General features: G+C 61.6%; 26 protein-coding genes. 11 read left to right on the forward strand and 15 right to left on the reverse strand.

Annotated elements, in window-relative coordinates; translation table 11 throughout:
• Window positions 1-53 precede the first annotated feature (53 nt).
• Together HGO38_RS10150 and HGO38_RS10155 are read left to right on the forward strand one after the other, a co-directional pair.
• Window positions 54-1049 carry an isopenicillin N synthase family dioxygenase gene (locus HGO38_RS10150; protein WP_250955765.1) on the forward strand — a complete coding sequence of 332 codons (996 nt, stop codon included), beginning with the start codon at window positions 54-56 and terminating at the stop codon, window positions 1047-1049.
• Window positions 1046-1798 carry an alpha/beta fold hydrolase gene (locus HGO38_RS10155; protein WP_250955766.1) on the forward strand — a complete coding sequence of 251 codons (753 nt, stop codon included), beginning with the start codon at window positions 1046-1048 and terminating at the stop codon, window positions 1796-1798. Before HGO38_RS10150 ends, HGO38_RS10155 begins: the two co-directional genes overlap by 4 nt.
• A gap of 387 nt (window positions 1799-2185) precedes the next feature.
• Here the strand turns inward: HGO38_RS10155 and HGO38_RS10160 are convergent, their stop codons facing one another.
• From HGO38_RS10160 to clpP, 6 genes are all read right to left on the reverse strand, one after another.
• On the reverse strand, window positions 2186-4381 hold the full coding sequence (locus HGO38_RS10160) for an esterase-like activity of phytase family protein (RefSeq protein WP_250955767.1): 2196 nt from the start codon (window positions 4379-4381) through the stop codon (window positions 2186-2188).
• A 111-nt stretch (window positions 4382-4492) separates the two neighbouring features.
• Window positions 4493-5398 (reverse strand): DMT family transporter, encoded by a 906-nt coding sequence (locus tag HGO38_RS10165; protein ID WP_250955768.1) that lies wholly within the window; start codon window positions 5396-5398, stop codon window positions 4493-4495.
• A gap of 229 nt (window positions 5399-5627) precedes the next feature.
• On the reverse strand, window positions 5628-5903 hold the full coding sequence (hupB, locus tag HGO38_RS10170) for a DNA-binding protein HupB (RefSeq protein ID WP_168474538.1): 276 nt from the start codon (window positions 5901-5903) through the stop codon (window positions 5628-5630).
• 207 nt (window positions 5904-6110) lie between these two features.
• The gene (gene lon / locus HGO38_RS10175) at window positions 6111-8531 is read right to left on the reverse strand and encodes an endopeptidase La (RefSeq protein WP_250955769.1); all 2421 of its coding nucleotides are present in this window, start codon (window positions 8529-8531) and stop codon (window positions 6111-6113) included.
• A gap of 435 nt (window positions 8532-8966) precedes the next feature.
• Window positions 8967-10244, reverse strand: a complete 1278-nt coding sequence (gene clpX / locus HGO38_RS10180; protein ID WP_250955770.1) for an ATP-dependent Clp protease ATP-binding subunit ClpX — start codon at window positions 10242-10244, stop codon at window positions 8967-8969.
• 301 nt (window positions 10245-10545) lie between these two features.
• Complete coding sequence (clpP, locus tag HGO38_RS10185; protein WP_250955771.1) at window positions 10546-11178, reverse strand: ATP-dependent Clp endopeptidase proteolytic subunit ClpP; 633 nt, start codon at window positions 11176-11178, stop codon at window positions 10546-10548.
• Between the two features lie 364 nt (window positions 11179-11542).
• Between clpP and HGO38_RS31130 the strand changes: the two genes are divergently transcribed.
• The gene (locus HGO38_RS31130; protein ID WP_250955772.1) at window positions 11543-12820 is read left to right on the forward strand and encodes a GGDEF domain-containing protein; all 1278 of its coding nucleotides are present in this window, start codon (window positions 11543-11545) and stop codon (window positions 12818-12820) included.
• Window positions 12821-12866: 46 nt separating this feature from the next.
• Entirely contained in the window at window positions 12867-14120 is a 1254-nt protein-coding gene (locus HGO38_RS10195) for a cytochrome P450 (RefSeq protein ID WP_250955773.1), read from the forward strand.
• Here HGO38_RS10195 and HGO38_RS10200 read toward each other — a convergent pair.
• The gene (locus HGO38_RS10200) at window positions 14117-14920 is read right to left on the reverse strand and encodes an SDR family NAD(P)-dependent oxidoreductase (protein ID WP_250955774.1); all 804 of its coding nucleotides are present in this window, start codon (window positions 14918-14920) and stop codon (window positions 14117-14119) included. The genes HGO38_RS10195 and HGO38_RS10200 overlap by 4 nt on opposite strands.
• Window positions 14921-15080: 160 nt before the next feature.
• Between HGO38_RS10200 and HGO38_RS10205 the strand changes: the two genes are divergently transcribed.
• Entirely contained in the window at window positions 15081-15572 is a 492-nt protein-coding gene (locus HGO38_RS10205; RefSeq protein ID WP_250955775.1) for a MarR family winged helix-turn-helix transcriptional regulator, read from the forward strand.
• On the opposite strand, the gene HGO38_RS10210 is transcribed toward HGO38_RS10205, so the two are convergent.
• Together HGO38_RS10210 and HGO38_RS10215 are read right to left on the reverse strand one after the other, a co-directional pair.
• Window positions 15554-15898, reverse strand: a complete 345-nt coding sequence (locus tag HGO38_RS10210; RefSeq protein WP_250955776.1) for a cupin domain-containing protein — start codon at window positions 15896-15898, stop codon at window positions 15554-15556. The genes HGO38_RS10205 and HGO38_RS10210 overlap by 19 nt on opposite strands.
• Window positions 15899-15952: 54 nt before the next feature.
• Window positions 15953-17236, reverse strand: a complete 1284-nt coding sequence (locus HGO38_RS10215) for an O-acetylhomoserine aminocarboxypropyltransferase (protein WP_250955777.1) — start codon at window positions 17234-17236, stop codon at window positions 15953-15955.
• A gap of 169 nt (window positions 17237-17405) precedes the next feature.
• Between HGO38_RS10215 and HGO38_RS10220 the strand changes: the two genes are divergently transcribed.
• Window positions 17406-17834 carry a DUF6455 family protein gene (locus HGO38_RS10220; RefSeq protein WP_250955778.1) on the forward strand — a complete coding sequence of 143 codons (429 nt, stop codon included), beginning with the start codon at window positions 17406-17408 and terminating at the stop codon, window positions 17832-17834.
• On the opposite strand, the gene HGO38_RS10225 is transcribed toward HGO38_RS10220, so the two are convergent.
• Window positions 17835-18266, reverse strand: coding sequence for a CoA-binding protein (locus HGO38_RS10225; RefSeq protein WP_250955779.1), 432 nt, complete (start codon window positions 18264-18266; stop codon window positions 17835-17837).
• 148 nt (window positions 18267-18414) lie between these two features.
• On the opposite strand from HGO38_RS10225, the gene HGO38_RS10230 reads away from it, so the two are divergent.
• Complete coding sequence (locus HGO38_RS10230) at window positions 18415-18747, forward strand: hypothetical protein (protein WP_250955780.1); 333 nt, start codon at window positions 18415-18417, stop codon at window positions 18745-18747.
• Between the two features lie 3 nt (window positions 18748-18750).
• Here HGO38_RS10230 and HGO38_RS10235 read toward each other — a convergent pair whose 3' ends face one another.
• From HGO38_RS10235 to HGO38_RS10245, 3 genes are all read right to left on the reverse strand, one after another.
• Window positions 18751-19221, reverse strand: a complete 471-nt coding sequence (locus HGO38_RS10235) for a CoA-binding protein (protein ID WP_250955781.1) — start codon at window positions 19219-19221, stop codon at window positions 18751-18753.
• A gap of 117 nt (window positions 19222-19338) precedes the next feature.
• Complete coding sequence (locus HGO38_RS10240; protein WP_250955782.1) at window positions 19339-19770, reverse strand: VOC family protein; 432 nt, start codon at window positions 19768-19770, stop codon at window positions 19339-19341.
• A 163-nt stretch (window positions 19771-19933) separates the two neighbouring features.
• Complete coding sequence (locus HGO38_RS10245; RefSeq protein WP_250955783.1) at window positions 19934-20758, reverse strand: enoyl-CoA hydratase; 825 nt, start codon at window positions 20756-20758, stop codon at window positions 19934-19936.
• Window positions 20759-20850: 92 nt separating this feature from the next.
• Between HGO38_RS10245 and HGO38_RS10250 the strand changes: the two genes are divergently transcribed.
• The 3 genes from HGO38_RS10250 to rpsI all read left to right on the forward strand — a co-directional run bounded on the left by HGO38_RS10250 (window position 20851) and on the right by rpsI (window position 22494).
• On the forward strand, window positions 20851-21288 hold the full coding sequence (locus tag HGO38_RS10250) for a PaaI family thioesterase (RefSeq protein WP_250955784.1): 438 nt from the start codon (window positions 20851-20853) through the stop codon (window positions 21286-21288).
• A 268-nt stretch (window positions 21289-21556) separates the two neighbouring features.
• Complete coding sequence (gene rplM / locus HGO38_RS10255) at window positions 21557-22021, forward strand: 50S ribosomal protein L13 (protein WP_250955785.1); 465 nt, start codon at window positions 21557-21559, stop codon at window positions 22019-22021.
• Window positions 22022-22023: 2 nt separating this feature from the next.
• Entirely contained in the window at window positions 22024-22494 is a 471-nt protein-coding gene (rpsI, locus tag HGO38_RS10260; protein WP_168474520.1) for a 30S ribosomal protein S9, read from the forward strand.
• Between the two features lie 327 nt (window positions 22495-22821).
• On the opposite strand, the gene HGO38_RS10265 is transcribed toward rpsI, so the two are convergent.
• Together HGO38_RS10265 and HGO38_RS10270 are read right to left on the reverse strand one after the other, a co-directional pair.
• The gene (locus tag HGO38_RS10265) at window positions 22822-23127 is read right to left on the reverse strand and encodes a type II toxin-antitoxin system RelE/ParE family toxin (protein ID WP_250955786.1); all 306 of its coding nucleotides are present in this window, start codon (window positions 23125-23127) and stop codon (window positions 22822-22824) included.
• Entirely contained in the window at window positions 23117-23398 is a 282-nt protein-coding gene (locus tag HGO38_RS10270; RefSeq protein ID WP_250955787.1) for a ribbon-helix-helix domain-containing protein, read from the reverse strand. Before HGO38_RS10270 ends, HGO38_RS10265 begins: the two co-directional genes overlap by 11 nt.
• Before the next feature lie 89 nt (window positions 23399-23487).
• Between HGO38_RS10270 and speB the strand changes: the two genes are divergently transcribed.
• On the forward strand, window positions 23488-24447 hold the full coding sequence (speB, locus tag HGO38_RS10275; RefSeq protein WP_250955788.1) for an agmatinase: 960 nt from the start codon (window positions 23488-23490) through the stop codon (window positions 24445-24447).
• Window positions 24448-24488 lie beyond the last annotated feature (41 nt).

Consider the following 24488-nt stretch of genomic DNA (forward strand, 5'->3'; position numbering starts at 1 on the left):
GGCTGAACTAGCCTCGCTGACACGATCCCCGCCAGCCAGGAGCCAGACCGTCCATGAGCGCCCTCTTGCAAGCCCGTTCCGTCGAGACGGCCGCCCTGCCGGTGATCGACATTTCCGGTCTTTCGTCGTCCAGCCCTGAGACGCGCGCCGAGGTCGGTGCCGCCCTGCGCCAGGCGTGCCTCGACAAGGGGTTCTTCTACTGCGCCGGGCATGGCATCCCTGAGGGGCTGATCGATGCGGCCTTTGCCGAGACCCGGGCCTTCTTCGACCGGCCGATCGACGAGAAGCTCGCCGTCGACAAGGTGCAGTCCTTCTGCAATCGCGGCTACGAGCATCTGCGCGGCCAGACGCTGGAGCCGGGTGCGCCGGCCGATCTGAAGGAAGGTTTTTACATCGGCCCCGAACTCGGCCCCGACGACCCGCGCGTGATGGCGCGCCGCTTCAACCGCGGACCGAACCAGTGGCCGACGGACCAGCCGGGCTTCCGGCCGACCATGATGGCCTATTTCGCGGCTTTGACCGATCTCGGCGAGCGGCTGATGCGCGGCATGGCGCTGTCGCTCGGCCTGCCGGAGACCCATTTCGACGCCTATTGCCGCGAACCGCTCGGCACGCTCCGGCTCCTGCATTATCCGCCGCAGCCGAGCGATGCCGCGCCCAACGAAAAGGGGGCCGGCGCCCATACGGATTTCGGCGGGCTGACGCTCCTGGTGCAGGACGATGTCGGCGGCTTGCAGGTATTCGATGCCGATGGTGGCAGCTGGATCCATGCCGAGCCGATCCCCGGCACCTTCATCGTCAATCTCGGCGACATGATCGCCCGCTGGACCAACGAGCGCTACCGCTCGACGCTGCACCGGGTCGTCAACGACAGCGGCCGGGAGCGCTATTCGATCCCGTTCTTCTATGTCGGCAATCCCGACCATGTGGTCGAATGCCTGCCGAACTGCCTTGCCCCCGGCGAACAGCCGAAATTTCCGCCGATCACCGTCGAGGATCATCTGAAGGCCATGTACCAGCGCTCCTACGCGCCGGCCGCCAAGGGATGAGCCAAGCCCCCCTGCCCGTGCTGCTGATTCACGGCGCCTGGCAGGGCGCCTGGGTCTGGGAGGATTTTTCGCCGCTGCTGGCCGATGCCGGCTTTCGGCCTGTTGCCATCGACCTGCCCGGCAACGGCACCGACGACACGCCGGCGGAAAAGGTCACGCTCGCGCTATATGTGGAATATCTGAGAACCATCGTCGAGGCTCTCGGCGGGCCGGTGGCGGTGATCGCCCATTCCGGCGGCGGAGTGGCGGCCTCTGCCCTGGCCGAGGCGGTGCCGCAAGCGATCCGCGGCCTTGTCTATGTGGCCGGCATGATGCTGCCGTCGGGCATGGGGTTTGGCCAGTTGGTGCGCGAGGCGCTGACCGAGCACCCGGAGGCGGCCGGCATCTCCCCGCATCTGATCTGGTCTGCCGACCGGCTGACCAGCAGCGTAGCGGCGGACGCCGCGATCCGGCACTTCCTGAACGACCTGCCACGGGATGTGGCAGCGCGCGCCGCAGCCCGCCTGACGCCGCAGCCGGAAGGCGGCAGGGCAACCGCACCGCATCTGACACAGGACCGCTTCGGCAGCGTCCCCAGGCTCTATGTCGAGGCGACGGAGGACCAGTCGGTGTTTCTCTACCTGCAACGCCGCATGCAGCAGCTGGTGCCAGGTGCGGCCGTCGCCACTCTTGCCACCGGCCACGCACCGCATGTCTCGGCGCCTAAGGCCCTCGCCGAACCGGTGATCGCCTTCCTGCGCGGGCTTTGATGCGGTTTGCGCTCGATCGCATCCTTGGGCCTTGGGCCTTGGACCTTGGGCCTTGGGCCTTGGGCCTTGGGCCTTGCCCCTCACCCCTGAGCAACTTGTTGCTCCGACCTCTCCCCGCCGAGCGGGGAGAGGGGACGTGCCCGGCTCGAAGCGCGAGAGGGATGGAGACGGTTCGGCATCCGTCCTTCTCGCCGCTTGCGGGGAGAAGGTGCCGGCAGGTCAGGCGCAACTCGTTGCGCCGGGGATGAGGGGCCACGAAAACTCACAAAAGAAGAGCCGATCTCACGGACATTCCATGGCTTCCCTTCCCAAATGCCAGAAGGCCGGGCGATCGCGCGCCCGGCCTTCCGCTTGCAGTCGTCTTGGGAGGACGAAGACTTAGGAGACTTAGTTGGTGCCCTTCAGGTCGACCGGGAAGAACAGCGTCTCGCCGGAGGAGTCGTCCACGCCGTCATTGTCGGTCACGGCAAAGGCCTTGCCGCTCGCGTCGAAGGTGAAGCCTTCCAGCTTGTCGACGACGTAGCCGTTGGTCACCTTCAGGTCCGGGATGAAGTCATGGAATTCTTCCTTGGCCACCAGCGGCAGCTTGTCGCCGAGCTTGGCCGGCTTCAGGTCGGCAATGGCAACGCGGTAGAGCTTCTTCAGCTTGGCATTGTCGCCGACCTGGTTGTCACGCTCGACGATATAGACGTGATCGCCGTGGGCGGTGATTTCCGACAGGCCGACCCAGCCGGCTTCGGTCTTGTCGAGCGGGTAGCTGACAGCGCCCCATTCCTTGGCCTTGATGTTGTAGGAGACGAGCTTGACGGTGCCCTTGTCGTCATCCTTCCATTCGCGCTGCATGGCCATCCACAGCGTCGCGTCGTCGCCCTTGCCGATCAGCGTCACGCCTTCGAAGCCGAAGCGGGTCTGGCCGGCCAGCAGCTCGACCGGAAGACCGATCTCGGTCTTGATCTCGCCCTTGGCGTCAACATTGTAGAGGCCGTGGCCGGTGAGCTTGGCAGCATCGCCTTCGGAGGCCAGCCAGAAGCCGCCCTTGCCGTCCAGCGTCACGCCTTCGATGTCGAGCTTCTGGGCCGGCTGACCGGCTCGGGTGATCGGCAGGGCCGCCGTGATGACGGCCGGCGACTGGTTGGCGTCGACGGTGAAAATGGTCGGCTGCATGCTGTAGAAGCTGTCATTGACGGCATAGAGCTGGCCAGCCTTCTCGGCATCGCCGACCAGACCGGACAGGGCACCCCAGCCGATCGGCGCGCCATCGACGAGAGCGGACTGGATCATCGGATAGGCGGCTTTGCCTTCGCCAAGCTCATAGAGCATGACATGGGAGCGCGGGCCGCCGTCTTCGCCGAGATCGACTTCGTTGGCGGTGACCAGCAGGTTGCGGGCCGGAATGGCCACAGCGCCTTCCGGCGAAACGCCCGACGGCAGGATCTGCACGAGTTCCGGCTCGGCGCCGGTGTCCTTGTAGACGCCGACCACCGAGGCGCGCTCGGCCAGCACGAAGAAATACTTCTGGCCGCCGAAGGTGGCTGCTTCCAGGCCTTCGAGCTCGACACCCTTGGACTTGGCGCGCTTGTCGGGGAAATGGCCGATCTGGGCGATCGCCAGTTCCAGCGAAGGGCCGGATTCGTAGGCGACCTTGCCCGTCTTGTCGAAAATGGTGAAGCTGCGCGAACCGCCTTCGTAATCGCCTTCATTGGCCACCACGAGACGGTTGTCGTCCAGCCACTTCACAGCGTCGGGCTCGCGCTTGACGCCTTCCTTCTTGCCGTTGAACTTGAGGGCGCCATCGGACTTGGTGTCAATGCTGGCGAGGTCAACCGTCCCGGCCGAGAAATGAGTCTTCACCGTGGCGGTCTTGCCGTCGATGATGACGATCTCGTTGTTTTCCTGCAGCGTGAGCGCAATCTCGCCGAGGCTGTTGATGGAGACGAATTCCGGCTCCGGATCGTCGCCGGCAATCTCGGCCAGGCCGGTCATGGCGACATGCTTGATGCTGGCGCAATCGACGGTGCCGTCCTTCAGCGAGACGATGACGAGGTCACCGGCCGGCATCTGCGGAATCTTGCCTTCGTTGACCTCTTCGTCACGCTCGTTCTCGATGGCGATGACGGCAAAGCTCTTGTCCGGCGAGATGGCAACCGAATCCGGCTGCCCGCCGAGATCGCAAGTCGAGTCGATCTTCTTGGTGGCGATGTCGACGACTGCCAGGCGGCCGGACGGCTTGGCCTTGCTCTCGGAGGTGTTGACGGCGACCAGTACCTTGCTGCCGATGGCGGCAACCGAGGTTGGCTCGCCGTCCATCATCAGCGCACCAGCGGCCTTCGGAGCCTTGGCGTCTTTAATGTCGACGAAACCGATCGCACCGAGCGGGCTGTCGGAATAGACCAGCGTCATGCCGTCTTCCGATGCGGTGACGATTTCCGCCGAGGTGGTGGACAGCTTGTCCTTGTCGGCCGGCAGATTGGTGGCGACCGGGAAGGATGCGATGCGGTTGAAGACCTGCTCGGCGCTGGCCGGTACGGCGACCGAGGCCAGCAGGGCAGCCGTGAATGCGGCGCGGGAAAGATTAAAAGCCATGGGGGAAACCTCCTGTTTCCATGAGAAACCAACAGGAGGCTTTTGCGTCATGTGGATGACAGGCACATGACAGTTGTTCCGTTTTATCGAGTTCGTGGCGCGGGCCGCCGATCAGGCCGGCGCCGTCTGTCGTTCCTTGCGCAATTCACTGCTCATCAGGAACAGCGATGCGCCCAGAATGAGCAGCGCACCGAGCCATAGCAGCCCGGCCGGCGCGTAGCCGAACACCAGCCAGCCGGCCAGAACATTGAGCGGCAGCTTCAGGTCGTCGAAGGGCTGCACATAGGCGGCGTCGGCGGCATTATAGGCAAGCGTCAGCAGATATTGGCCAGCGACCGTCAGAAGACCGGCCGCCAGCAGCAGCCAGAGGGCGGCGCCGGTGGGCACCACGAAGCCGGCGGCAAGCGCCAGGCCGCCATTGATCGGCGTCAGCAGGACCAGCAACCAGACCGTAATGGTCTCCGGCCGCTCATAGGCCGTGAGGTTCTTCATCAACAGGGATGACGCACCCCACAGCAGAGCCGAGAGCACCGGCAGCAGAGCAGCGGTGGTAAAGTCGTCCGACCACGGCTGGAGGATGATCATGGCGCCGAGGAAACCGACCGCCGTTGCCGCCCATCGCCGCCATCCGACCGCTTCGCCCAGAAACAGCCGGGCGCCGAGAATGATGAAAAACGGAGAGGTCATGACCAGCGCGATCGCCTGCCAGATCGGCACCGAGGCCAGGCCCATGATCCAGGCCTGTACGCCAAAGGCCGCCAGCGCCACGCGCACGATATGCCGGCCGGGAAAGCGGGTGCGCATGGCCGACCATCCGAGCCTCCATAGCAGTGGCAGCGACAGGACCAGCGCGAAGCCATATTGCCAGAAGGCCATCGAGGCGGCCGGAAAGGCGAGCGTCATGGCGAGCCATTGGGTGACGACGTTGAGGACTGCAAAGGCGATGCCCGCCAGCACCATAAAGGATGCTCCGGCAAAGGCGCGCGACCGCTTGAACGATCGGGAAGTCTGATTCATGTCTTCGTTTCCTCGACAAAGGACCAACACGAACCAGGACGCATGAGAGCAGCGGGAAACCAATGCTGGCGGATGCGCCATGCCCCGCAGGTCCGGCCCTGTCTCGATAATCCAACCGCTGCGGAACAAGCAAGCGGGTAATAAAAAACCCGGCACGGTGGCCGGGTCTTCTACATCGTCGTCCCATCCAGACGGCAATCGTTCAATTGCCGTCTGGATGGGAAATCGATTAGCTGTTGCAAGCGTCCTTGAGACCCTTGCCAGCCGAGAACTTCGGAACGTTGCGAGCCGGAATGTCGACTTCCGCGCCGGTCGAAGGGTTACGGCCCTTGGAAGCTTCGCGACGCGAAACCGTGAAGGCGCCGAAGCCTGCGAGACGGATGTCGCCGCCGGCCTTCAACTCGGACTGCACCGTTTCGAAAACGGCATCTACAGCGGAAGCGGCGTCAGCCTTGGTGAGGCCGGCCTTCTCGGCGACTGCCGATACGAGTTCATTCTTATTCATGTTTCCACCCTTTCTGATTGGCATGAAACGACTCAAGATTTACAAGTCGGGCGGACAATACGCATGCTTGTGCCCGTCGCAACCCAAAAGCATCGCAATGACCTGAAAAACAAGGAGGTTTGACGAGTTTACACAAAAAAGGCTGGCAAATTTGCCAGCCTTTTTGTTGTCAATGTGCCAATTTGGCAAGATTGTGGCAAATAAAGCCTAATGCGCCAAGGTTTGGCCGAATTCATCGACCGCCTCAACTGTGCCAACAGCCGGCGTTTCAACGGTTCCGTCCCACTCGATCGGATCGGGAATCCGCAACAAAGCATGGGCAATTACCTCACCCATCCGCGACACCGGAACGATCTCCAGATTGTTCTTCACATTGTCCGGGATGTCCGCCAGGTCCTTGGCGTTTTCTTCCGGGATCAGAACTTTCTTGATACCGCCGCGAAGAGCTGCGAGCAGCTTTTCCTTCAGGCCGCCGATCGGCAGAACCCGACCGCGCAGCGTGATTTCGCCAGTCATCGCCACGTCCTTGTTGACCGGGATGCCGGTCATGATCGAGACGATGGCCGTTGCCATGGCAACACCGGCCGACGGACCATCCTTCGGCGTCGCACCTTCCGGCACATGCACGTGGATGTCGGACTTGTCGAAGCGCGGCGGCTCGATGCCGAAATCCACCGCTCTGCTGCGAACATAGGAGGCAGCAGCCGAGATCGACTCCTTCATCACGTCCTTCAGGTTGCCCGTCACCGTCATGCGGCCCTTGCCGGGCATCATGACGCCTTCGATGGTCAGAAGCTCGCCGCCGACTTCGGTCCAGGCAAGACCCGTGACGATGCCGACCTGGTCATGGCCTTCCGCCTCGCCGTGCCGATAGCGCGGCACACCCAGATAGTCATGGATGTTCTCGCCGGTGATCGCCACCGTCTTGGACTTGCCCTTGATGATCTCGGTGACGGCCTTGCGGGCGAGCTTCATCAGCTCGCGCTCAAAGCTGCGCACGCCCGCCTCGCGGGTGTACTGCTGGATGATCGCGACGATGGCGCTGTCGGCGACCGAGAATTCCTCAGGCCGCAGCGCATGGTCCTTGATCGCCTTCGGCAGCAGGTGCCGCTTGGCAATTTCAAGCTTCTCATCTTCGGTATAGCCGGCGATCCGGATGATCTCCATGCGGTCCATCAGCGGCGCCGGAATGTTCAGCGTGTTGGCCGTGGTGATGAACATCACGTCGGACAGATCGTATTCGACCTCCAGGTAGTGGTCCATGAACGTCGAGTTCTGTTCCGGATCCAGCACCTCCAGCAGCGCAGACGACGGATCGCCGCGATAGTCCTGGCCGAGCTTGTCGATTTCATCGAGCAGGAACAGCGGATTGGACTTCTTGCCCTTCTTCATCGACTGGATGACCTTGCCGGGCATCGAACCGATATAGGTGCGGCGGTGACCGCGGATCTCGGCCTCGTCGCGCACGCCGCCGAGCGCCATGCGCACATATTCGCGGCCGGTCGCCTTGGCGATCGACTTTGCGAGCGAGGTCTTGCCGACGCCCGGAGGGCCGACGAGGCACAGGATCGGGCCTTTCAGCTTGGTCGCACGGGCCTGGACGGCGAGATATTCGACGATGCGTTCCTTGACCTTGTCGAGACCGAAGTGATCCTCATCGAGAACCTTCTCGGCAGCGTTGAGGTCGACCTTGATCTTCGACTTCTTGTTCCAGGGCAGACCCAGCAGCACGTCGAGATAATTGCGCACGACGGTGGCTTCTGCCGACATCGGGCTCATGTGGCGCAGCTTCTTCAGCTCGCTCTCGGCCTTTTCCTTGGCTTCCTTGGTCAGCTTGGTCTTGGCGATACGCTCTTCCAGTTCGGCCATCTCGTCGCGGCCGTCCTCGCCGTCGCCAAGCTCCTTCTGGATCGCCTTCATCTGCTCGTTCAGGTAATATTCGCGCTGGGTCTTTTCCATCTGGCGCTTGACGCGCGACCGGATACGCTTTTCGACCTGAAGAACGGAGATCTCGCCTTCCATGAAGCCGAGCGCCTTTTCAAGACGCAGCTTGACGCTGACCGTCTCGAGCATTTCCTGCTTCTCGGTGATCTTGATCGACAGGTGGGAGGCGACCGTATCGGCGAGCTTGGAATAATCCTCGATCTGGCTTGCAGCGCCGACCACTTCGGGGGAGATCTTCTTGTTCAGCTTGACGTAGTTCTCGAATTCCGAGACGACGGAGCGCGACAGCGCCTCGATCTCGACCGGATCTTCGTCGGGTTCGCTCAGAACATGGGCCTTGGCTTCGTAGAACTCTTCGCGGCCGGTATAGGAATCGATCTTGGCGCGGGCACGCCCTTCGATCAGCACCTTCACTGTGCCGTCCGGCAGCTTCAGCAATTGCAGAACATTGGCGATCGTGCCGATCTCGTAGATTGCCGAGGGCATCGGATCGTCGTCGCCGGCGTTGATCTGGGTGGCCAGCATGATCTGCTTGTCCGAACCCATGACTTCTTCGAGGGCGCGAATGGATTTTTCGCGTCCAACGAACAGCGGCACGATCATGTGCGGGAACACCACAATGTCGCGCAGGGGCAATACCGGATAGGTATTCGCCTCGGTTGCGGCAGACGTTACATTCGTCATTCTATTTCCTTTCCATCGTCCCGTTGCCGGGCACAGAACCCACGGATAAATGCCGCGGGGTAGGTCTTTGTCTCGCACTGAAAGTGGAGTTCCGTGACACAGAATTCAAGCCTGCCGGCGGCAGGCACCGGCAAATTATGACAGTCATGTCACAGACAAAACGCAACATTACTCTTAACTTGCTCAGCTATCGCGTGGCTTGCGCCGGTCGCGGCCCGTTTGGCTGGGCGGGGCGCGACAGCAGAACACGGCGACAACCGCCAAAGCGAACACAGACTCCGTTCTAGACCAATCGAAACCGACTGGAAACCGGCCGGGGCCACAAATATGCCGTTCTCGACGGACTGCTGGGATCACGGCTGAAGCACAAGCACGACCCAAAAATGCAAAAAGCCCGCCGAAGCGGGCTCTCTAACTCTTGCAAAGCACCCGAGATCAAGCCGAAACGTTGGCTTTTTCTTCCTGACGGTCTGCATAGATATACAGCGGGCGGGACGAGCCACGCACCACGTCCTCGGAGATCACGACCTCGCGGACGCCTTCGAGTTCCGGCAGTTCGAACATCGTGTCGAGCAGGATCTTCTCCATGATCGACCGCAGTCCGCGGGCACCGGTCTTGCGGGTGATCGCCTTCAGAGCGATCTCGCGCAGGGCATCCTCGTGGAAGGTCAGTTCGACATCTTCCATCTCGAACAGGCGCTGATACTGCTTGACCAGCGCATTCTTGGGCTCCGACAGGATCTGGATCAGCGCGGCTGCGTCGAGATCCTCGAGCGTTGCCAGAACCGGCAGACGGCCGATGAATTCCGGGATCAGGCCGAACTTGACCAGATCCTCGGGTTCCAGTTCGCGCAGGACTTCGCCGACACGGCGATCTTCCGGAGAGGTGACCGTCGCACCGAAGCCGATCGAGGTCTTTTCGCCACGGGCCGAGATGATCTTGTCGAGACCGGCAAAGGCACCGCCGCAGATGAACAGGATGTTCGTCGTGTCGACCTGCAGGAATTCCTGCTGCGGATGCTTGCGTCCACCCTGCGGCGGTACAGAAGCAACCGTGCCTTCCATGATCTTCAGAAGTGCCTGCTGCACGCCCTCGCCCGAAACGTCACGGGTGATCGACGGGTTGTCGGACTTTCTGGAAATCTTGTCGACTTCGTCGATATAGACGATGCCGCGCTGGGCGCGCTCGACATTGTAGTCGGCCGACTGCAGCAGCTTCAGGATGATGTTCTCGACATCCTCGCCGACATAACCGGCTTCGGTCAGTGTCGTGGCGTCGGCCATGGTGAACGGCACGTCGATGATACGGGCCAGCGTCTGGGCAAGATAGGTCTTGCCGCAGCCGGTCGGTCCGACCAGAAGAATGTTCGACTTGGCCAGTTCCACATCGCCACCCTTGGAGGCATGCGACAGGCGCTTGTAATGATTGTGCACCGCCACCGAGAGGATCTTCTTGGCCTGCTTCTGGCCAATCACATACTCATCGAGGATCTTGATGATGTCCTGCGGCGTGGGAACGCCGTCGCGGGATTTCACCATCGACGATTTGTTCTCTTCGCGGATGATGTCCATGCACAGTTCGACGCATTCATCGCAGATGAACACCGTCGGTCCGGCAATCAGCTTGCGGACCTCGTGCTGGCTCTTGCCGCAGAACGAACAATACAGGGTATTCTTGGAGTCACCGCCGTTGCTTCCGCTGACTTTGCTCATAACTTTTTCCTTCCGGCACGCCGCACATCCGCCTTGACGGAGCGCAGTCCACTTACACCGCCCCGCGGGCCGCTCCACTGCAGAGCCGGGGCTGCCTCATTCTCCAAGGTACTATCCGGTTCTCAAAGTTCACATTCGAGAACCGGCGGCAACGAAAACCTCTTCGAATTGTCAGACTATGTCACAAAAACTCAACATAGGCTTAATAGTTACTATTAGCGCGTTCGCAGCCAGTTTAAACCCCCTCATTCATACCCGCCAGCACTATCCGTTCACACGGACGTGAACAGGCCGGATGACATCAGGCCGGCATCGCGCCTTCCATTTCCAGACGCGACGTCAGAATCTTGTCGATCAGACCCCATTCCTTGGCTTCGCTTGATTCCAGGAAATGGTCACGGTCGAGGGTGTTTTCAACCTCCTCGTAGGTCCGGCCGGTGTGCTTGACATAGACCTCGTTCAGACGGCGCTTCATCTTGATGATGTCGCGGGCATGACGCTCGATGTCGGATGCCTGGCCCTGGAAGCCGCCCGAGGGCTGGTGCACCATGATGCGAGCGTTCGGGGTCGCAAAGCGCATGCCCTTCTCGCCGGCGGCCAGCAGAAGCGAGCCCATCGATGCCGCCTGGCCGACGCAAAGCGTTGAAACGGCAGGACGAATGAACTGCATCGTATCATAGATCGCCATGCCGGCGGTGACCACGCCACCCGGAGAATTGATGTAGAGGGCGATTTCCTTCTTCGGGTTTTCGGCCTCGAGGAACAGCAGCTGGGCGCAGACCAGCGAAGCCATATGGTCTTCGACAGGCCCGGTCAGGAAGATGATGCGCTCTTTCAAAAGACGCGAATAGATATCGTAGGAGCGCTCGCCGCGGTTGGTCTGCTCCACGACCATCGGCACAAGTGCCATGGCGGTATCAACTGGATTTCTCATGTCCGTCCTTTATAGCCCATATCCCAAACACTGTAGTCGCGGCGGGAATCAATTTTTTATCCTGTCAATCCCTACATAGAGTGTCCGGACCCCCGACTTCAAGACGTGAGTATCGGATATCCTTAATGTGTCGGTGCCAGCCGGCTTTATACCAAGTTAGTGTGCATTTTGGCCCGTGGCCATCCATGCCGCCGCGCCACGGCACGCGCCCACAGAAATGCCGCAGTCTATGGTGAACAATTGGTACCCCCCAAAGAAGTCGCAGGAACCTGTGCGTAACTCACAACCCACCGGCCGATGTTAAGAACTCCTTTCCACGTTTTGAGCGAACGTCATCGCATTCAAAAGCTGAGGCCCCTTTTCCGTGCTCGATATCAAGACAGGATTCATTCTCTGGTCGGTTCAAGCCCTGACCGTTGCAGGATTGCTTGCGGCCGTCTGGCTGCACGACCGCTCCCAGAGGCATTACGCGGGCTGGAGCGCGGGATTTGCCGCGCACGGAATGGGCGTCGCATTGGTGGCCCTGCGCGGCCATATCCCCGATTTCATCTCGATCGAATTCGCCAATACCCTGGCGCTCAGCTGCTTTTTCTTCTGGGCCTACGGGCTTCGACAATTCGATGGGAGGTCCGTGCCGGCCTATGCCGCAGTCCCCGCGCTGCTGTGGATCGCAGGCATGCTGTTGCCGCCAATCCACGACAATCTCGGCTACCGCGTTGCCCTCTACAATTTTGGAGCCTCCGCCGGCTTTTTCATCCTGGCCCGGATCGCCTATACGGGGCAGTTCAGTTCGCGCAAAAGGCGAGGATGGATATCCGGAATATGGTGCATGCAGGCGGTCAGTTCCCTGGCCGGTGGCATCGCCAATTGCCTTTCACCGCCGCAGACGCTGCAGGGCGCGCAGATCTTCGGGTTCACGGGGATCGTTGCCATCTTCTGCTTCGTGAGTTCGCTGCTGATTGGCGCGCGCATCCTGATGGACCGCTCGGAACTGAGACTTCAGCAACTGGTTCGCACCGACCCGCTGACCGGCGTCCTCAACCGGCGCGGCATCATCGACGCCTTTGACGAGATACGTGCCACGACATTGGCCACTCAGCCGCCGCTCATGGCACTATTGCTGTTCGATCTCGACCATTTCAAGCAGATCAACGATCTTCATGGCCACCAGGCCGGCGATTGCGTGCTGATGGCCTTCTCGCAGATCGGCCAGAAGGCCATCGGCGCCAAAGGCGTGTTCGGACGATCGGGCGGTGAAGAGTTCAGCGCGGTCCTGCGGATCGGCGACGTCCGCGAGGCGGCCCGGCTGGCCGAAGCCATCCGCCAGCAATTGGCGCAGACGAAGATCGACACGCCAAAAGGTTCGGTCCAGGTCACGGTCAGCATCGGCATCTCGGTGATGCCGGTCCGCAGCGCCGATCTCGACCAGTTGATGAGCGGTGCCGACCGCGCCCTGTATAAGGCCAAGGCTGCCGGGCGAAACCGGACGGCGGTGCTGCGGGGCGATGCGATCGCCTGCATTCCGGCCGCCGACCGCGCCGGCACCGCCGACGAGATCGACCTCGATGCCGACCGCCAGGTGTCCGCCCTGCGCCGGGTCGTCGGTCTGACGTCCGGCGACCGAGGTACGGCCGCAACATGATCGGGCTCCGCTTTCATGCCGTCATGGATTGCGATAAAACGCCCGCATGACAACGCCTTCCTTTCTCACGATCGACAGCACCAACCGCCGCGTCAGGCTTGACGGGCGCGACCCGGCCTTTTTCGGCGATCCGAACACGGTTTATGCCGCGCTCCACGCCCAGTGCCCGACCTTTTACTGGGAGGAGCAGAAGCAGTGGTTCTTCACCGGCTACGACCATGTCAACGGGCTGCTGCGTGACCGCCGGTTCGGTCGGCAGATCCTGCATATCGCCAGCCGGGAAGAGCTTGGGATGGCCGAGCCTACGGCCCATACCCGGCATTTCGATGCGGCGGAGGCCCATTCGCTGCTGGAAATCGAACCGCCCGAGCACACGCGGCTGCGCACCCTGATCAACCGTGCCTTCGTGTCGCGCCATGTCGAGAAGATGAAGCCGGAGATCGCAGAACTCGCGCATCGGCTGATCGACCGCTTCGAAAAGGACGGCGAGACGGAATTGCTGTCCTCCTTTGCCGAGATCATCCCGGTGACGATGATCGCCCGGATGATCGGCATTCCGGAGGAGATGGGGCCGCAGCTCTTGAAATGGTCGCATGCCTATGTCGGCATGTACATGTTCAAGCGCAGCCTCGCCGACGAGATCGCTGCCGACCAGGCGGCGCTGGAATTTGCCGCCTATGTCAGGGAGATGATCGCCAAGCGCCGCGCCGAGCCGCGCGACGACCTGCTGACCCACATGATCCATACCGAGCACAAGGGCCAGTTGCTGACGGACGACGAGCTAGTGTCGACGACGATCGTGCTGCTCAATGCCGGACACGAGGCGACGGTGCACCAGATCGGCAATTCGGTGCGGATCATTCTGGACAGCGGCCTGTCACCCACAGAGTTGTTCCGCGATGGGCCTGCGACTGAGCGCACCGTCGAGGAGGCGCTGCGCATTTGCGCGCCGGTGCATATCTTCCAGCGCTATTGCCTGGAGCCGGCGGAGATCGACGGTGTGTCGTTCCAGCGCGGCGACAAGGTCAGCCTGATCCTTGCCGCCGCCAATCTCGACCCGCAGAAATTCACCGAGCCCCTCGCCTTCCGCCCGGATCGCGCGCAAGCGCCCAACCTCTCCTTCGGCGCCGGCATCCATTTCTGTATCGGCGCGCCGCTCGCCCGCCTGGAACTCAACCTCGCCCTGCCGATCCTGTTCGAACGGTTGCCGGGCTTAAAGCTTGCGGACGAACCGAAGGTCAAGGACATCTACCATTTTCACGGTCTGGAGCGGTTGGATCTGAAGTGGGACCGGGCCTAAGCCGCCGACCTGACACCGTAACGCGGCGCCGGCTTGTTCAGGGAGAGATACGGGGCCAGGGCGCCGCGGGCCGCCTCGTAGGCGTCGTACAGGGCCTTGTCCGCCAGGGACGGGACGGTGATCAGTTCTCCCTGGTCGAACCCTGCCAGAGCCGCGTCGACCATGTCGCCGACCTCCATCACCCGGCTTTGGTCAAGCGCATCGATGGAATCGCCGACGCGGTCAAAGATTTCCGTGCGGGTCAGTCCGGGCAGTACAGCCTGGATCCGCACGCCCGTTCCGGCCAGTTCAGCGGCCAACGATTCGGTTAGAGTCAGCACGAAAGCCTTGGTGGCGCTGTAGGTGCCGTTGAAAAAATGCGGAGCCAGGGCAACGACGGAGGCCGTGTTGATGATGGCACCGGAGCCGCGCTGCACAAAAGCCTGGGCAGCGGCGACCGCAAGGCGGTTTACCGTCAGCACGTTCAGATCGACCATCCGGTCGAGATAGTCGATATCATTCTGCAACAGCGGGCCGTTCGGACCGATCCCGGCATTGTTGACGAACAACGTGACGCCGACATCCTGCCGCAGGCGGTCCTCGACCTTGCGCACATCGGCCCGATCGCCGAGGTCGGCTGCTAGAACCTGCGCCGTCACTCCGTAATCGCCGGCAAGCCTTTCTCCGAGTTTTTCCAGCCTTGCGACATCACGGGCGACAAGGATCAGGTCATAGCCGCGCCTTGCAAGGCGGTCGGCATAGACGGCGCCGATGCCCGATGAGGCGCCGGTGACGAGGGCAGTTCCGTGGGTCGAGGTCATGATTTTATCCTGGGTTAGATTTTACTGGTATATACCACTATATTTATCGATGGAGTTTCACAGCGCAAGAGCCGCCTCGAAATTTTTGTTGGCGATGCCGCGGATGGTCGACTAAGCCGGTGGTGACCGGTGCGGGACAGTTCGCAAAGAGGTGAGAGATATGGACGACACAGAGGATGCCATCTGGCTTCACTGCACCAGCAGCGCCGTCCGGCGCGCGGCCCGCCAGTTGGGTCAGCTCTATGACGATGCGATGGGAGAGACAGGGCTCAGGGGCACGCAGTTCTCGCTGCTGTCGCAGATCGCCCATTCGGGCGAGCCGACGCAGAAGGCCCTGGCCGACGCGATGGTGATGGATCTCTCGGCGCTCGGGCACACGCTGAAACCGTTGATCCGCGACGGACTGGTGGAACTGGTGCCGGACCTCAAGGATCGCCGCGCCAAGCGCGTGCGGCTGACGGCGGCCGGGGCCAAGCGCCAGAGCGACATGGTTGCGAACTGGAGGGTGGCGCAGAGACGTTTCGATGCTGTGTTCGGCAAGGAGAAATCCGAAGAGCTGCGCCGCACCCTGGCACTCATCGCCTCGCCGGATTTCGCCAAGGCTTTTCCGGCCTCGACGAATAGGCGGAAACGTCAAAGCCGGATCACGTAGTCCTTGCGAGTCGTTTCAACCACTTCCCAAGTTCCCTTGAAGCCGGGTCTGAGGATCATGCGGTCGCCGGATTTCAGATGGACGGGATTTCCGCCCTCTTCCGTGACGATGGAATGACCTTCGAGAACGGAGAAATATTCCCATTCGTCATAGGCGATCAGCCACTTGCCGGGCGTTGCCTGCCAGACGCCGGCATAAATCCCGCCGGCGGCCTCTTCCAGGTTCCAGGTGGTGAAGCGCGGATTGCCGGAGATCAGCCGGTCGGCGGCGGGCGCCCCCTCTTCCGGCTCGATGATCGACAGATCGAAGACGAGGCTATTGCTCATGCGTAACTCCTTCGCGCCGTGTCCCGATCAGGAAACGGCGCGGTTGGGTGTGGGTCAGATCCCGGCCAGCGACTGTTCGAGATCGCCGATGATGTCTTCCGGATCCTCGATGCCGATCGACAGGCGAACGACGTCGGGGCCGGCGCCGGCGGCGATCTGCTGTTCCTCGGTCAATTGCGCATGGGTGGTGGAGGCCGGGTGGATGATCAGCGAGCGGGTGTCGCCGATATTGGCCAGATGCGAAAACAGCGTCAGTCCGCCGACCAGCGCCTTGCCGGCCTCCAGTCCGCCCTTGATGCCGAAGGTGAAGACGGAGCCTGCTCCCTTGGGCGAATAGCGGGTCTGCAGCGCATGGTTCGGATCGCTGTCGAGGCCGGCATAATTGACCCAGGCGATCTTGTCGTGCTTCGACAGCCAGGTCGCCACCTTCATGGCATTGTCGCAATGACGCTGCATGCGCAGCGGCAGCGTCTCGATGCCGGTCAGGATCAGGAAGGCGTTCATCGGCGCGATGGCCGGACCCAGATCGCGCAGGCCGAGAACCCGGCAGGCGATGGCGAAGGCGAAATTGCCAAAAGTCTCATGCAGCACGACGCCGCCATATTCCGGGCGCGGTGCCGACAGCATCGGATAATTGCCGGATTTGGACCAATCGAACGTGCCGCCATCGACGATGATGCCGCCCATGGAATTGCCATGGCCGCCGAGGAATTTGGTCAGCGAATGCACGACGATATCGGCGCCATGCTCGAGCGGGCGGATCAGATAGGGGCTTGCCATGGTGTTGTCGACGATCAGCGGCAGGCCATGCTTGCGGGCAACGGCCGCAATGGCGGCGATATCGACGAAGGTGCCGCCCGGATTGGCGAGGCTCTCGATGAAGATGCCGCGGGTCTTGTCGTCGATCTCAGCCGCGAAGCTTTCGGGATCGGCGGGATCGGCCCAGCGCCCCTGCCAGCCAAAATTCTTGAAGGCATGGCCGAACTGGTTGATCGAACCGCCATAGAGCTTGCGGGCCGCGACGAAATTGTCGCCCGGCTGCATGATGGTGTGGAACACCAGCATCTGGGCTGCATGGCCGGAGGCGACGGCCAGCGCTGCCGTACCGCCTTCAAGGGCGGCCACCCGCTCCTCGAGAACCGCCTGGGTGGGGTTCATGATGCGCGTGTAGATATTGCCGAACTGCTTCAGGCCGAACAGGGCGGCGGCATGGTCGGAATCCTGGAAGACATAAGCCGTGGTCTGGTAGATCGGCGTGATTCGCGCGCCGGTCGTCGGATCGGGCTGCGCGCCGGCATGCACGGCAAGCGTGGCAAAGCCCGGATTGTTGCTGGACATGGAAACCTCCCTGGTCTTGTTTTTACGGCGCGATCATAACCAGCGGCGGCACGATTGAAATCGCAAACTTTGGCCGGCAGCCAAAATGGTCTTTCGTCACATTTGATCGAAATCAATGCAGCCGCACCGCGCCGGGCCGACACTGGCAGCAATTGACGGAGGATCGGCTATGAACATCGCACACCATGACGCGGCACGCAGTGCCGTTTCCCGCATTATCGACTGGATGGCCAAGGGCTGGGAGCGCGCCAGCGAGGCCGACATGATCGCCTCGCTCGATGACGAGACCATCCGCGAAATCGCCCATGATTGCGGCATCCAGCCCGACCAGTTGATCGCGCTTGCCAAAGCCGGTCCGCATGCCGCCGACGAGATGCCGGCCATGATGCGGGCGCTGGGCATCGACCCGATGGAAGTCGAGACCCGCTTTCGCGAGCAGTTCCGCGCCATGCAGATCGATTGTTCCAACTGCACGTCGAAGGACGAATGCCGCCGCGATCTCAAGGACGGCACCGCCGCCCAGCATTTCAACGACTACTGCGCCAATGCCGATGACCTCAGCAGCCTGCGCGCCTCGCCCGAAGTGCTGGCCGACTGATCACGCGTTGATCAGCTTGGGATACTCAATCGCCGGGCAACGGTCCATGACGACCTTCAACCCGGCGGCTTCGGCTTTCGCCGCCGCATCGTCGTCGCGCACCGACAGCTGGCCCCAGATCACCTTGGGCCGTGGCTGCAGGGCGAGCGCCTCGTCCACCACATCGTCCAGATATTCGGCCGCCCTGAACACGTCGACCATATCGACCGGCTCGGGAATGTCGGCAAGCCGTGCATAGACCTTCTGGCCGAGGATGTCCTTGTCAGCCTGACCGGGATTGACCGGAATGACCCGATAACCCTTGGACAGCAGAAAGCGCATGACCCCGTAGCTCGGCCGGGCCGGATTGGGGGATGCGCCGGTCAGCGCAATGGTCTTCGTGTCGTGCAGGATATCTGCTATATAAGCATTGTCGTAATTGTCGTGGTTCACGGTCGCCTCACTCAAGTTCACGTCAGGACTACATCATTTAGGACTTGTTCCCGATACCAACAATGCCCGGCAACGGACGCCTCGACAAAGCCATTGTCCAACACGAGACTGCGCGTCATCCAGCCGCATCAGATCCAGGAGACATGACATGAAGGTCGCCGCCGCCCTTTGCCTGGGCATCCTGCTGCTATCAGGCCCCGCCGAAGCCATCAGCCGCTACAATCTGAGCGGCATGACCTGTGAAGGCGCCCGCCAGGCGATCCGCAACGAAGGCGCGGTCATCCTGCGGCATCCCTCCAAGAGGGTGGCCGGCATGACGCTCTACGATCGCTATGTCCGCGACAGCCGGCAGTGCGATCCCGGCGAATATGCCGAGTGGAACTACGTTCCGACCAAAGACAGCCCAAGGTGCCCGGTGCTGGCATGCGAACCCATACCGGATCGCAACGATCGGCTTTTTCTTCCGCACTATTCGCTCTGACCGTCAGCTTCGGGCCGTGCCGGCCCGTTTGGCGGCGGGATGGCTGGCCTGGTAGACCAGCGGATAGTCCGACACCAGGGCGCGGTTCATCACCACCTTGATGCCGGCGCTTTCGGCGCGGAGCGCTGCCGCGTCATCACGGACGCCCAATTGCCCCCAGATCGCCGCGGGCCTTTTGTTCAGGGCCAGCACCTCGTCGACCACGCCGGCAAAGGCGTCGCTGCGGCGAAACACGTCGACGAGATCGATCGGTTCCGGAATGTCGCTCAGATGGGCGTAGACGGTCTGGCCTTCAATCTTGTCGCCGGCATGGGCCGGATTGACCGGATAGACATGATATCCCTTGCCGAGCAGAAAGCCGATCACCCAATGGCTTGGCCTGTCGTCGCGCAATGAGGCACCGACAACGGCGATATGTTTCGCCGAAGCCAGGATATCGCGGATGTAGTCGCTCGAGTAGTTGTCGTGGTCCATGGAAACCTCCCCCGGCCATGCCGGCGTTGCGTGTTTCCCGCTCCTCGAATTCCCCAGACCCAGAATATTCCGAATGTCTTAATCAATTGCATCGGCACAAAGCCCGATGCCTGTCGCTCAGTCCGGCAGGACGATATGGCCATATTCGTCCATCGGGAAGAACGGATTATGGGCGACTTCCCACAAATGGCCGTCCGGATCGGCGAAATAGCCGGAATAGCCGCCCCAGAACACCTTCTCCGGCTTCTTCACCAAGGTCGCACCGCAGGACACCGCAAACTTGATCACCGCATCGACACCGGTCGGGCTCGACACATTATGCGCCAGCGTCACGCCGGAAAAGCCGGGCGGGGTGTTTTCGACGCCTGCATCCTCAGCCAGCGCGCCGCGCTCGAACAGCGCCAGGACGGTGCCCTTCAACTGGATGAACGTGACGCTGTCCTGGGATGCCGAGGAATGACGAAAGCCAAGTCTCTCGTAAAAAGCCGTGGAGCGCGCCACGTCGGACACGCCAAGAGTGATCAAGGAAATGCGACGGTCCAGTGACATGCAGGCCTCCCAAGGCATGAAGTGACGGTTTGTTCCTGTTTATTTCTATAAATGTTCTTTTTGAATTAGAAGCGCCTTATAGTTGTATTTGCTGATGAAAACAATCATGTATATATGATAACGAATTGTCGACCGAAACGGCCTCCCACTCCAGCGTTTCCGGTCACTCGCCCGACCATTCCGGCATGCGTTTTTCCAGGAAGGCGCCGATGCCTTCCTGCGCATCGCGCGCCAGCATGTTCTCGACCATGACGCCGGCCGCGTAGCGATAGGCCTCCTCGAGCGGCATATCGATCTGGCGATAAAAGGCTTCCTTGCCGATCTTCAGCGTCAGCGGCGACTTCGAGGCGATCACGGCGGCATATTTGTTGACCACCTGCGCCAGATATTGTTTCGGCACGATGCGGTTGACGAGGCCGAAATCCTTGGCCGTCGAGGCGTCGATCGTCTCGCCGGTCAAGAGCATTTCCATCGCCTGCTTGCGATGGGCCGCCCGGCTGACGGCGACCATCGGCGTCGAACAGAACAGGCCGATATTGACGCCCGGCGTGCAGAAGGTCGCGGTGTCGGTGCAGATCGCCAGATCGCAGGAGGCCACCAGCTGGCAGCCGGCCGCCGTCGCCAGGCCATCGATCTCGGCGATGACGGGCTTTGGCAGATGGGTGATTTTCAGCATCAGATCGGCGCAGAGCCGCATGGTCGTCTCGAAGAAATCACGGCCGCGGTCGGCGTCAGTGCGGTGTGCGGTCAATTCCTTAAGGTCGTGGCCGGCCGAAAACAGCTTGCCGGAGGCCGCCAGAATGATGACCCGCACGTCCGCATTGTCGGCCGCCCGATCGAGCGCTGCACCCAGAGCCTTCATCATGGCCACCGAGAGAGCATTGGCCGGCGGATTGTCGAGTGTCAGCCGCAACACGCCGCCGGTCTGCTCTTCGCGCACCAAGGGTGCCGCGGGCGCTTCCTTGTGCAACGATACGACTTCGGCCATGGTCTATCTCCTCTCTCGATGATTTTGCGGTTATCTGTGCCACGAAAAGCGCCCCCAGCGCCAGTGCGGACACGGATGGAAGGGATATCGACATGCCGGACAACAGGACGCCCGTGATGACGGCGGAGGATATACACCGCTTCCTGGAGACCGAATTTCCGCAACTGCACACCGATGGCCGGCAGTTTACCGTCAGCAGGATCGGTCCCGACCAGGCCACCATGCGGCTTGAACCGGACGAGCGGCATCTGCGGCCCGGCGGCACGATCTCGGGACCGGCGATGTTCACGCTGGCCGATGTCGCCTGCTGGGTGACGATTCTAGCCCAGATCGGCCCGGTGTCCATGGTGGTCACCACCAATCTGTCCATCAACTTCCTGCGCCTGCCGAAACAGGCCGCCATCGACTGCGATTGCCGGATCCTGAAGCTCGGCAAGCGCTTGGCCGTGGTCGAGGCGCTGCTGCACCAGGGCGATCCGGCCAAGGCCGTGGCGCAGGTCACCGCCACCTATTCCATTCCGCCACGGTGAGTCCAAGGCCCGCCAAACATCGGCTGGCTCCTTGATTTTTGCGGTATCATTTTACCACACTATTAAGCCATTGTTTTTGCTTTCTTATTTTCGCAGCCCTGCAAAACGCGTCTCTTGACCGTTTTTCGCGGCGACACTATAAAGCCCGGAGTTGGCGGCCCTTACGGACCGCTTTCTTTTTTGGCGTCGCAAGACAGGCCAAAGACAAGCAACAAGAAACGCCCCATGCGGCTCTTTCGCAATCGGGGACATAAGGAAAGAAACTGATATGTCTACCTTCGTTCAGAAGCCTGCTGAGGTGGAGAAGAAGTGGATCATCATCGACGCCGAAGGGCTCGTTGTCGGTCGCCTCGCCACCCTCGTTGCAAACCGCCTGCGCGGCAAGCACAAAGCAACCTACACCCCTCACGTTGACGATGGCGACAATGTCATCATCATCAATGCCGAGAAAATCGTCCTGACCGGCAAGAAGTACTCCGACAAGAAGTACTACTGGCACACCGGTTATCCGGGCGGCATCAAGGAGCGCACGGCTCGCCAGATCATCGAAGGCCGTTTTCCGGAACGCGTCGTTGAAAAGGCTATCGAGCGCATGATCCCGCGTGGTCCTCTCGGCCGCCGCCAGATGAAGAACCTGCGCGTTTACGCCGGCTCGAACCATCCCCATGAAGCACAGCAGCCGGTCGCTCTCGACGTGGCATCGCTGAACAGCAAGAACGTAAGGAGCGCCTGATCATGGCTGATCTCTCTTCCCTGAAGGACCTCGGCACGACCCAGGAAACCCCTTCCGCTCCCGTGCACGTCCGCAAGGTCGATGCCCAGGGTCGCTCCTATGCGACTGGCAAGCGCAAGAACGCGGTTGCCCGCGTCTGGGTCAAGCCCGGCACCGGCAAGATCACGGTCAATGGCCGCGAATTCCCGGTCTATTTCGCACGCCCGGTTCTGCAGATGATCCTGAAGCAGCCGATCGTGGCCGCTGCCCGCGAAGGCCAGTTCGACGTGGTCGCAACCGTCACCGGTGGCGGTCTGTCCGGCCAGGCCGGTGCCGTTCGTCACGGCATCTCCAAGGCACTCACCTATTTCGAGCCCGGCCTGCGTGGCGTGCTCAAGAAGGGTGGCTTCCTGACCCGCGACAGCCGCGTTGTCGAACGTAAGAAGTACGGCAAGGCGAAGGCCCGTCGTTCGTTCCAGTTCTCGAAGCGTTAATCGCTTCCGCTACACGGACTTGGAAAAGGCGGGGCTTCGGCTCCGCCTTTTTTCGTTTGGGGTTATACCAAGTCTCGATGATAGAAACCTATAGGACCGGCTCGATCGGCCCTGCTGGCTAGGAGAGGTCCGAAGAGCGATGCTTGCGCATCGGTCGAGGATCTCGACGACGCCAGAAGGTCCGAGAAGCCGGCCGAAGGTGGCTTATGACAGGCCTCTGGCGTTGTTGCGCCGCTTGGCCGATGCGACAGCATCGCCCTGCGCACCGCGCCTAGCCAGAGACCTGCCATAAGCCATCCTATAGGTTCCTATCATCGAGACTTGGTATTACAGCTTGGGAAAATCCAGCGGATCAAGCAGGCGTCCGGCATAGACAAAGCGGAGTATCTCGACGGCATTCGCATCGACCCGGTAGCAGATCACCACCCGGCGCCGCATGGAAAAACTTCTGATATCGGCCCCAAGATCCGGTCGCAGCCTGCCCTTTTCCGGATGATCGCCAAGAGAGAACGACAAGGCCTCAAGTTCCCGCAGGAATGCGATAGCTCGGGCAGGATTGTCCGCAGCAATGAAGTCGTAGATACGGTTCAGGTCATCGTCGGCGAGCGGATGGAGGCGGACGTCAAGCGCCATCGTCCCCTGCCCGCTGGTTTGACTGCGCGGCATGTCGCTCCTCGATCCGCGCGAACGCGGCGCGCGCCGGCACCGACGGCCGAGTGTCCTCCAGAGCCTGACGGACCTGTGTGGCGACCAAGTCATCCAGCATGCGCTCTTCGCGGTCGAGCGCCCGCAGCGCCGCACGCATGACCTCACTTGCCGAGGCATATTGACCACTGGACACCCGGCGCTCGATATCGTCGCGTTGATCGCCCAGCGTCACTGTTATAGGTTTGCTCGCACGCATCGGAATATCCTCCGTGTATGACTTTGTCATATACGCCATATATGTCTTGTTGAAAATGCTGTCGCTGCGGTGCCTGGAGCAGAGCCCTTATGAATAAGACCATCGATCACGCCTTTACCGCAACCGACCTCACATCGGCGGCCACCGATCCGACCTATGCCGGCGCGCTGTCCTTCATGCGCCGCCGCTATACGAAGTCGCTGGAGGGCGTCGATGCCGCTGTCTGGGGCATTCCGTTTGATGCTGCCACGTCGAACCGTCCTGGTGCCCGGTTCGGGCCGCAGGCGATCCGCCGCGCCTCGGCGATCTTCGACAATGATCCGCAATATCCGTTTGAACGCGATCTGTTTGCCGGCATGGCGACGATCGACTATGGCGACTGCCTGCTCGACTATGGCAATCACTGGCAGACGCCGGCCAAGATCGAAGACGAGGCCAGCCATATCCTGAAGAGCGTCGACTTCCTGCTGACGCTCGGCGGCGACCATTTCATCACCTGGCCGCTCTTGAAGGCGCATGCCGCCAAGCATGGGCCGCTGGCGCTGGTGCAGTTCGACGCTCATCAGGACACCTGGTTCGACGACGAAAAGCGCATCGACCACGGCTCCTTCGTCGGCCGCGCCGCGCGCGACGGGCTGATCGATCCGGACCGTTCGATCCAGATCGGCATCCGCACCCATGCGCCCGACGATTGCGGCATCCGCATCGTCTATGGCCATGAGGTCGAGGACATGCGCGCCGGCGATATCGCCTCGCTGATCGTCAGCCATACGGGCGGGTTGCCGACCTATGTCACCTTCGACATCGATTGCCTCGATCCGGCCTTTGCGCCGGGTACCGGCACGCCGGTTGCCGGCGGCCCGTCGAGCGCCAAGATCCTGTCGGTGCTGCGCGGCCTGCACCAGATCGACATTCGCGGCGCCGATGTGGTGGAGGTGGCGCCGGCCTATGACCATGCCGATATCACCGCCATTGCAGGGGCGACGGTGGCGATGTATATGCTGGGCCTCAATGCCGAGCGGCTGGCCCGACTGGTGCTCAGAGATTGATTCAAGCCTTTCACCACCTGATTCCGCAAATGGAACCAAGC

The organism is Rhizobium sp. CG5, assembly GCF_023701945.1.
Lineage (GTDB): Bacteria > Pseudomonadota > Alphaproteobacteria > Rhizobiales > Rhizobiaceae > Allorhizobium.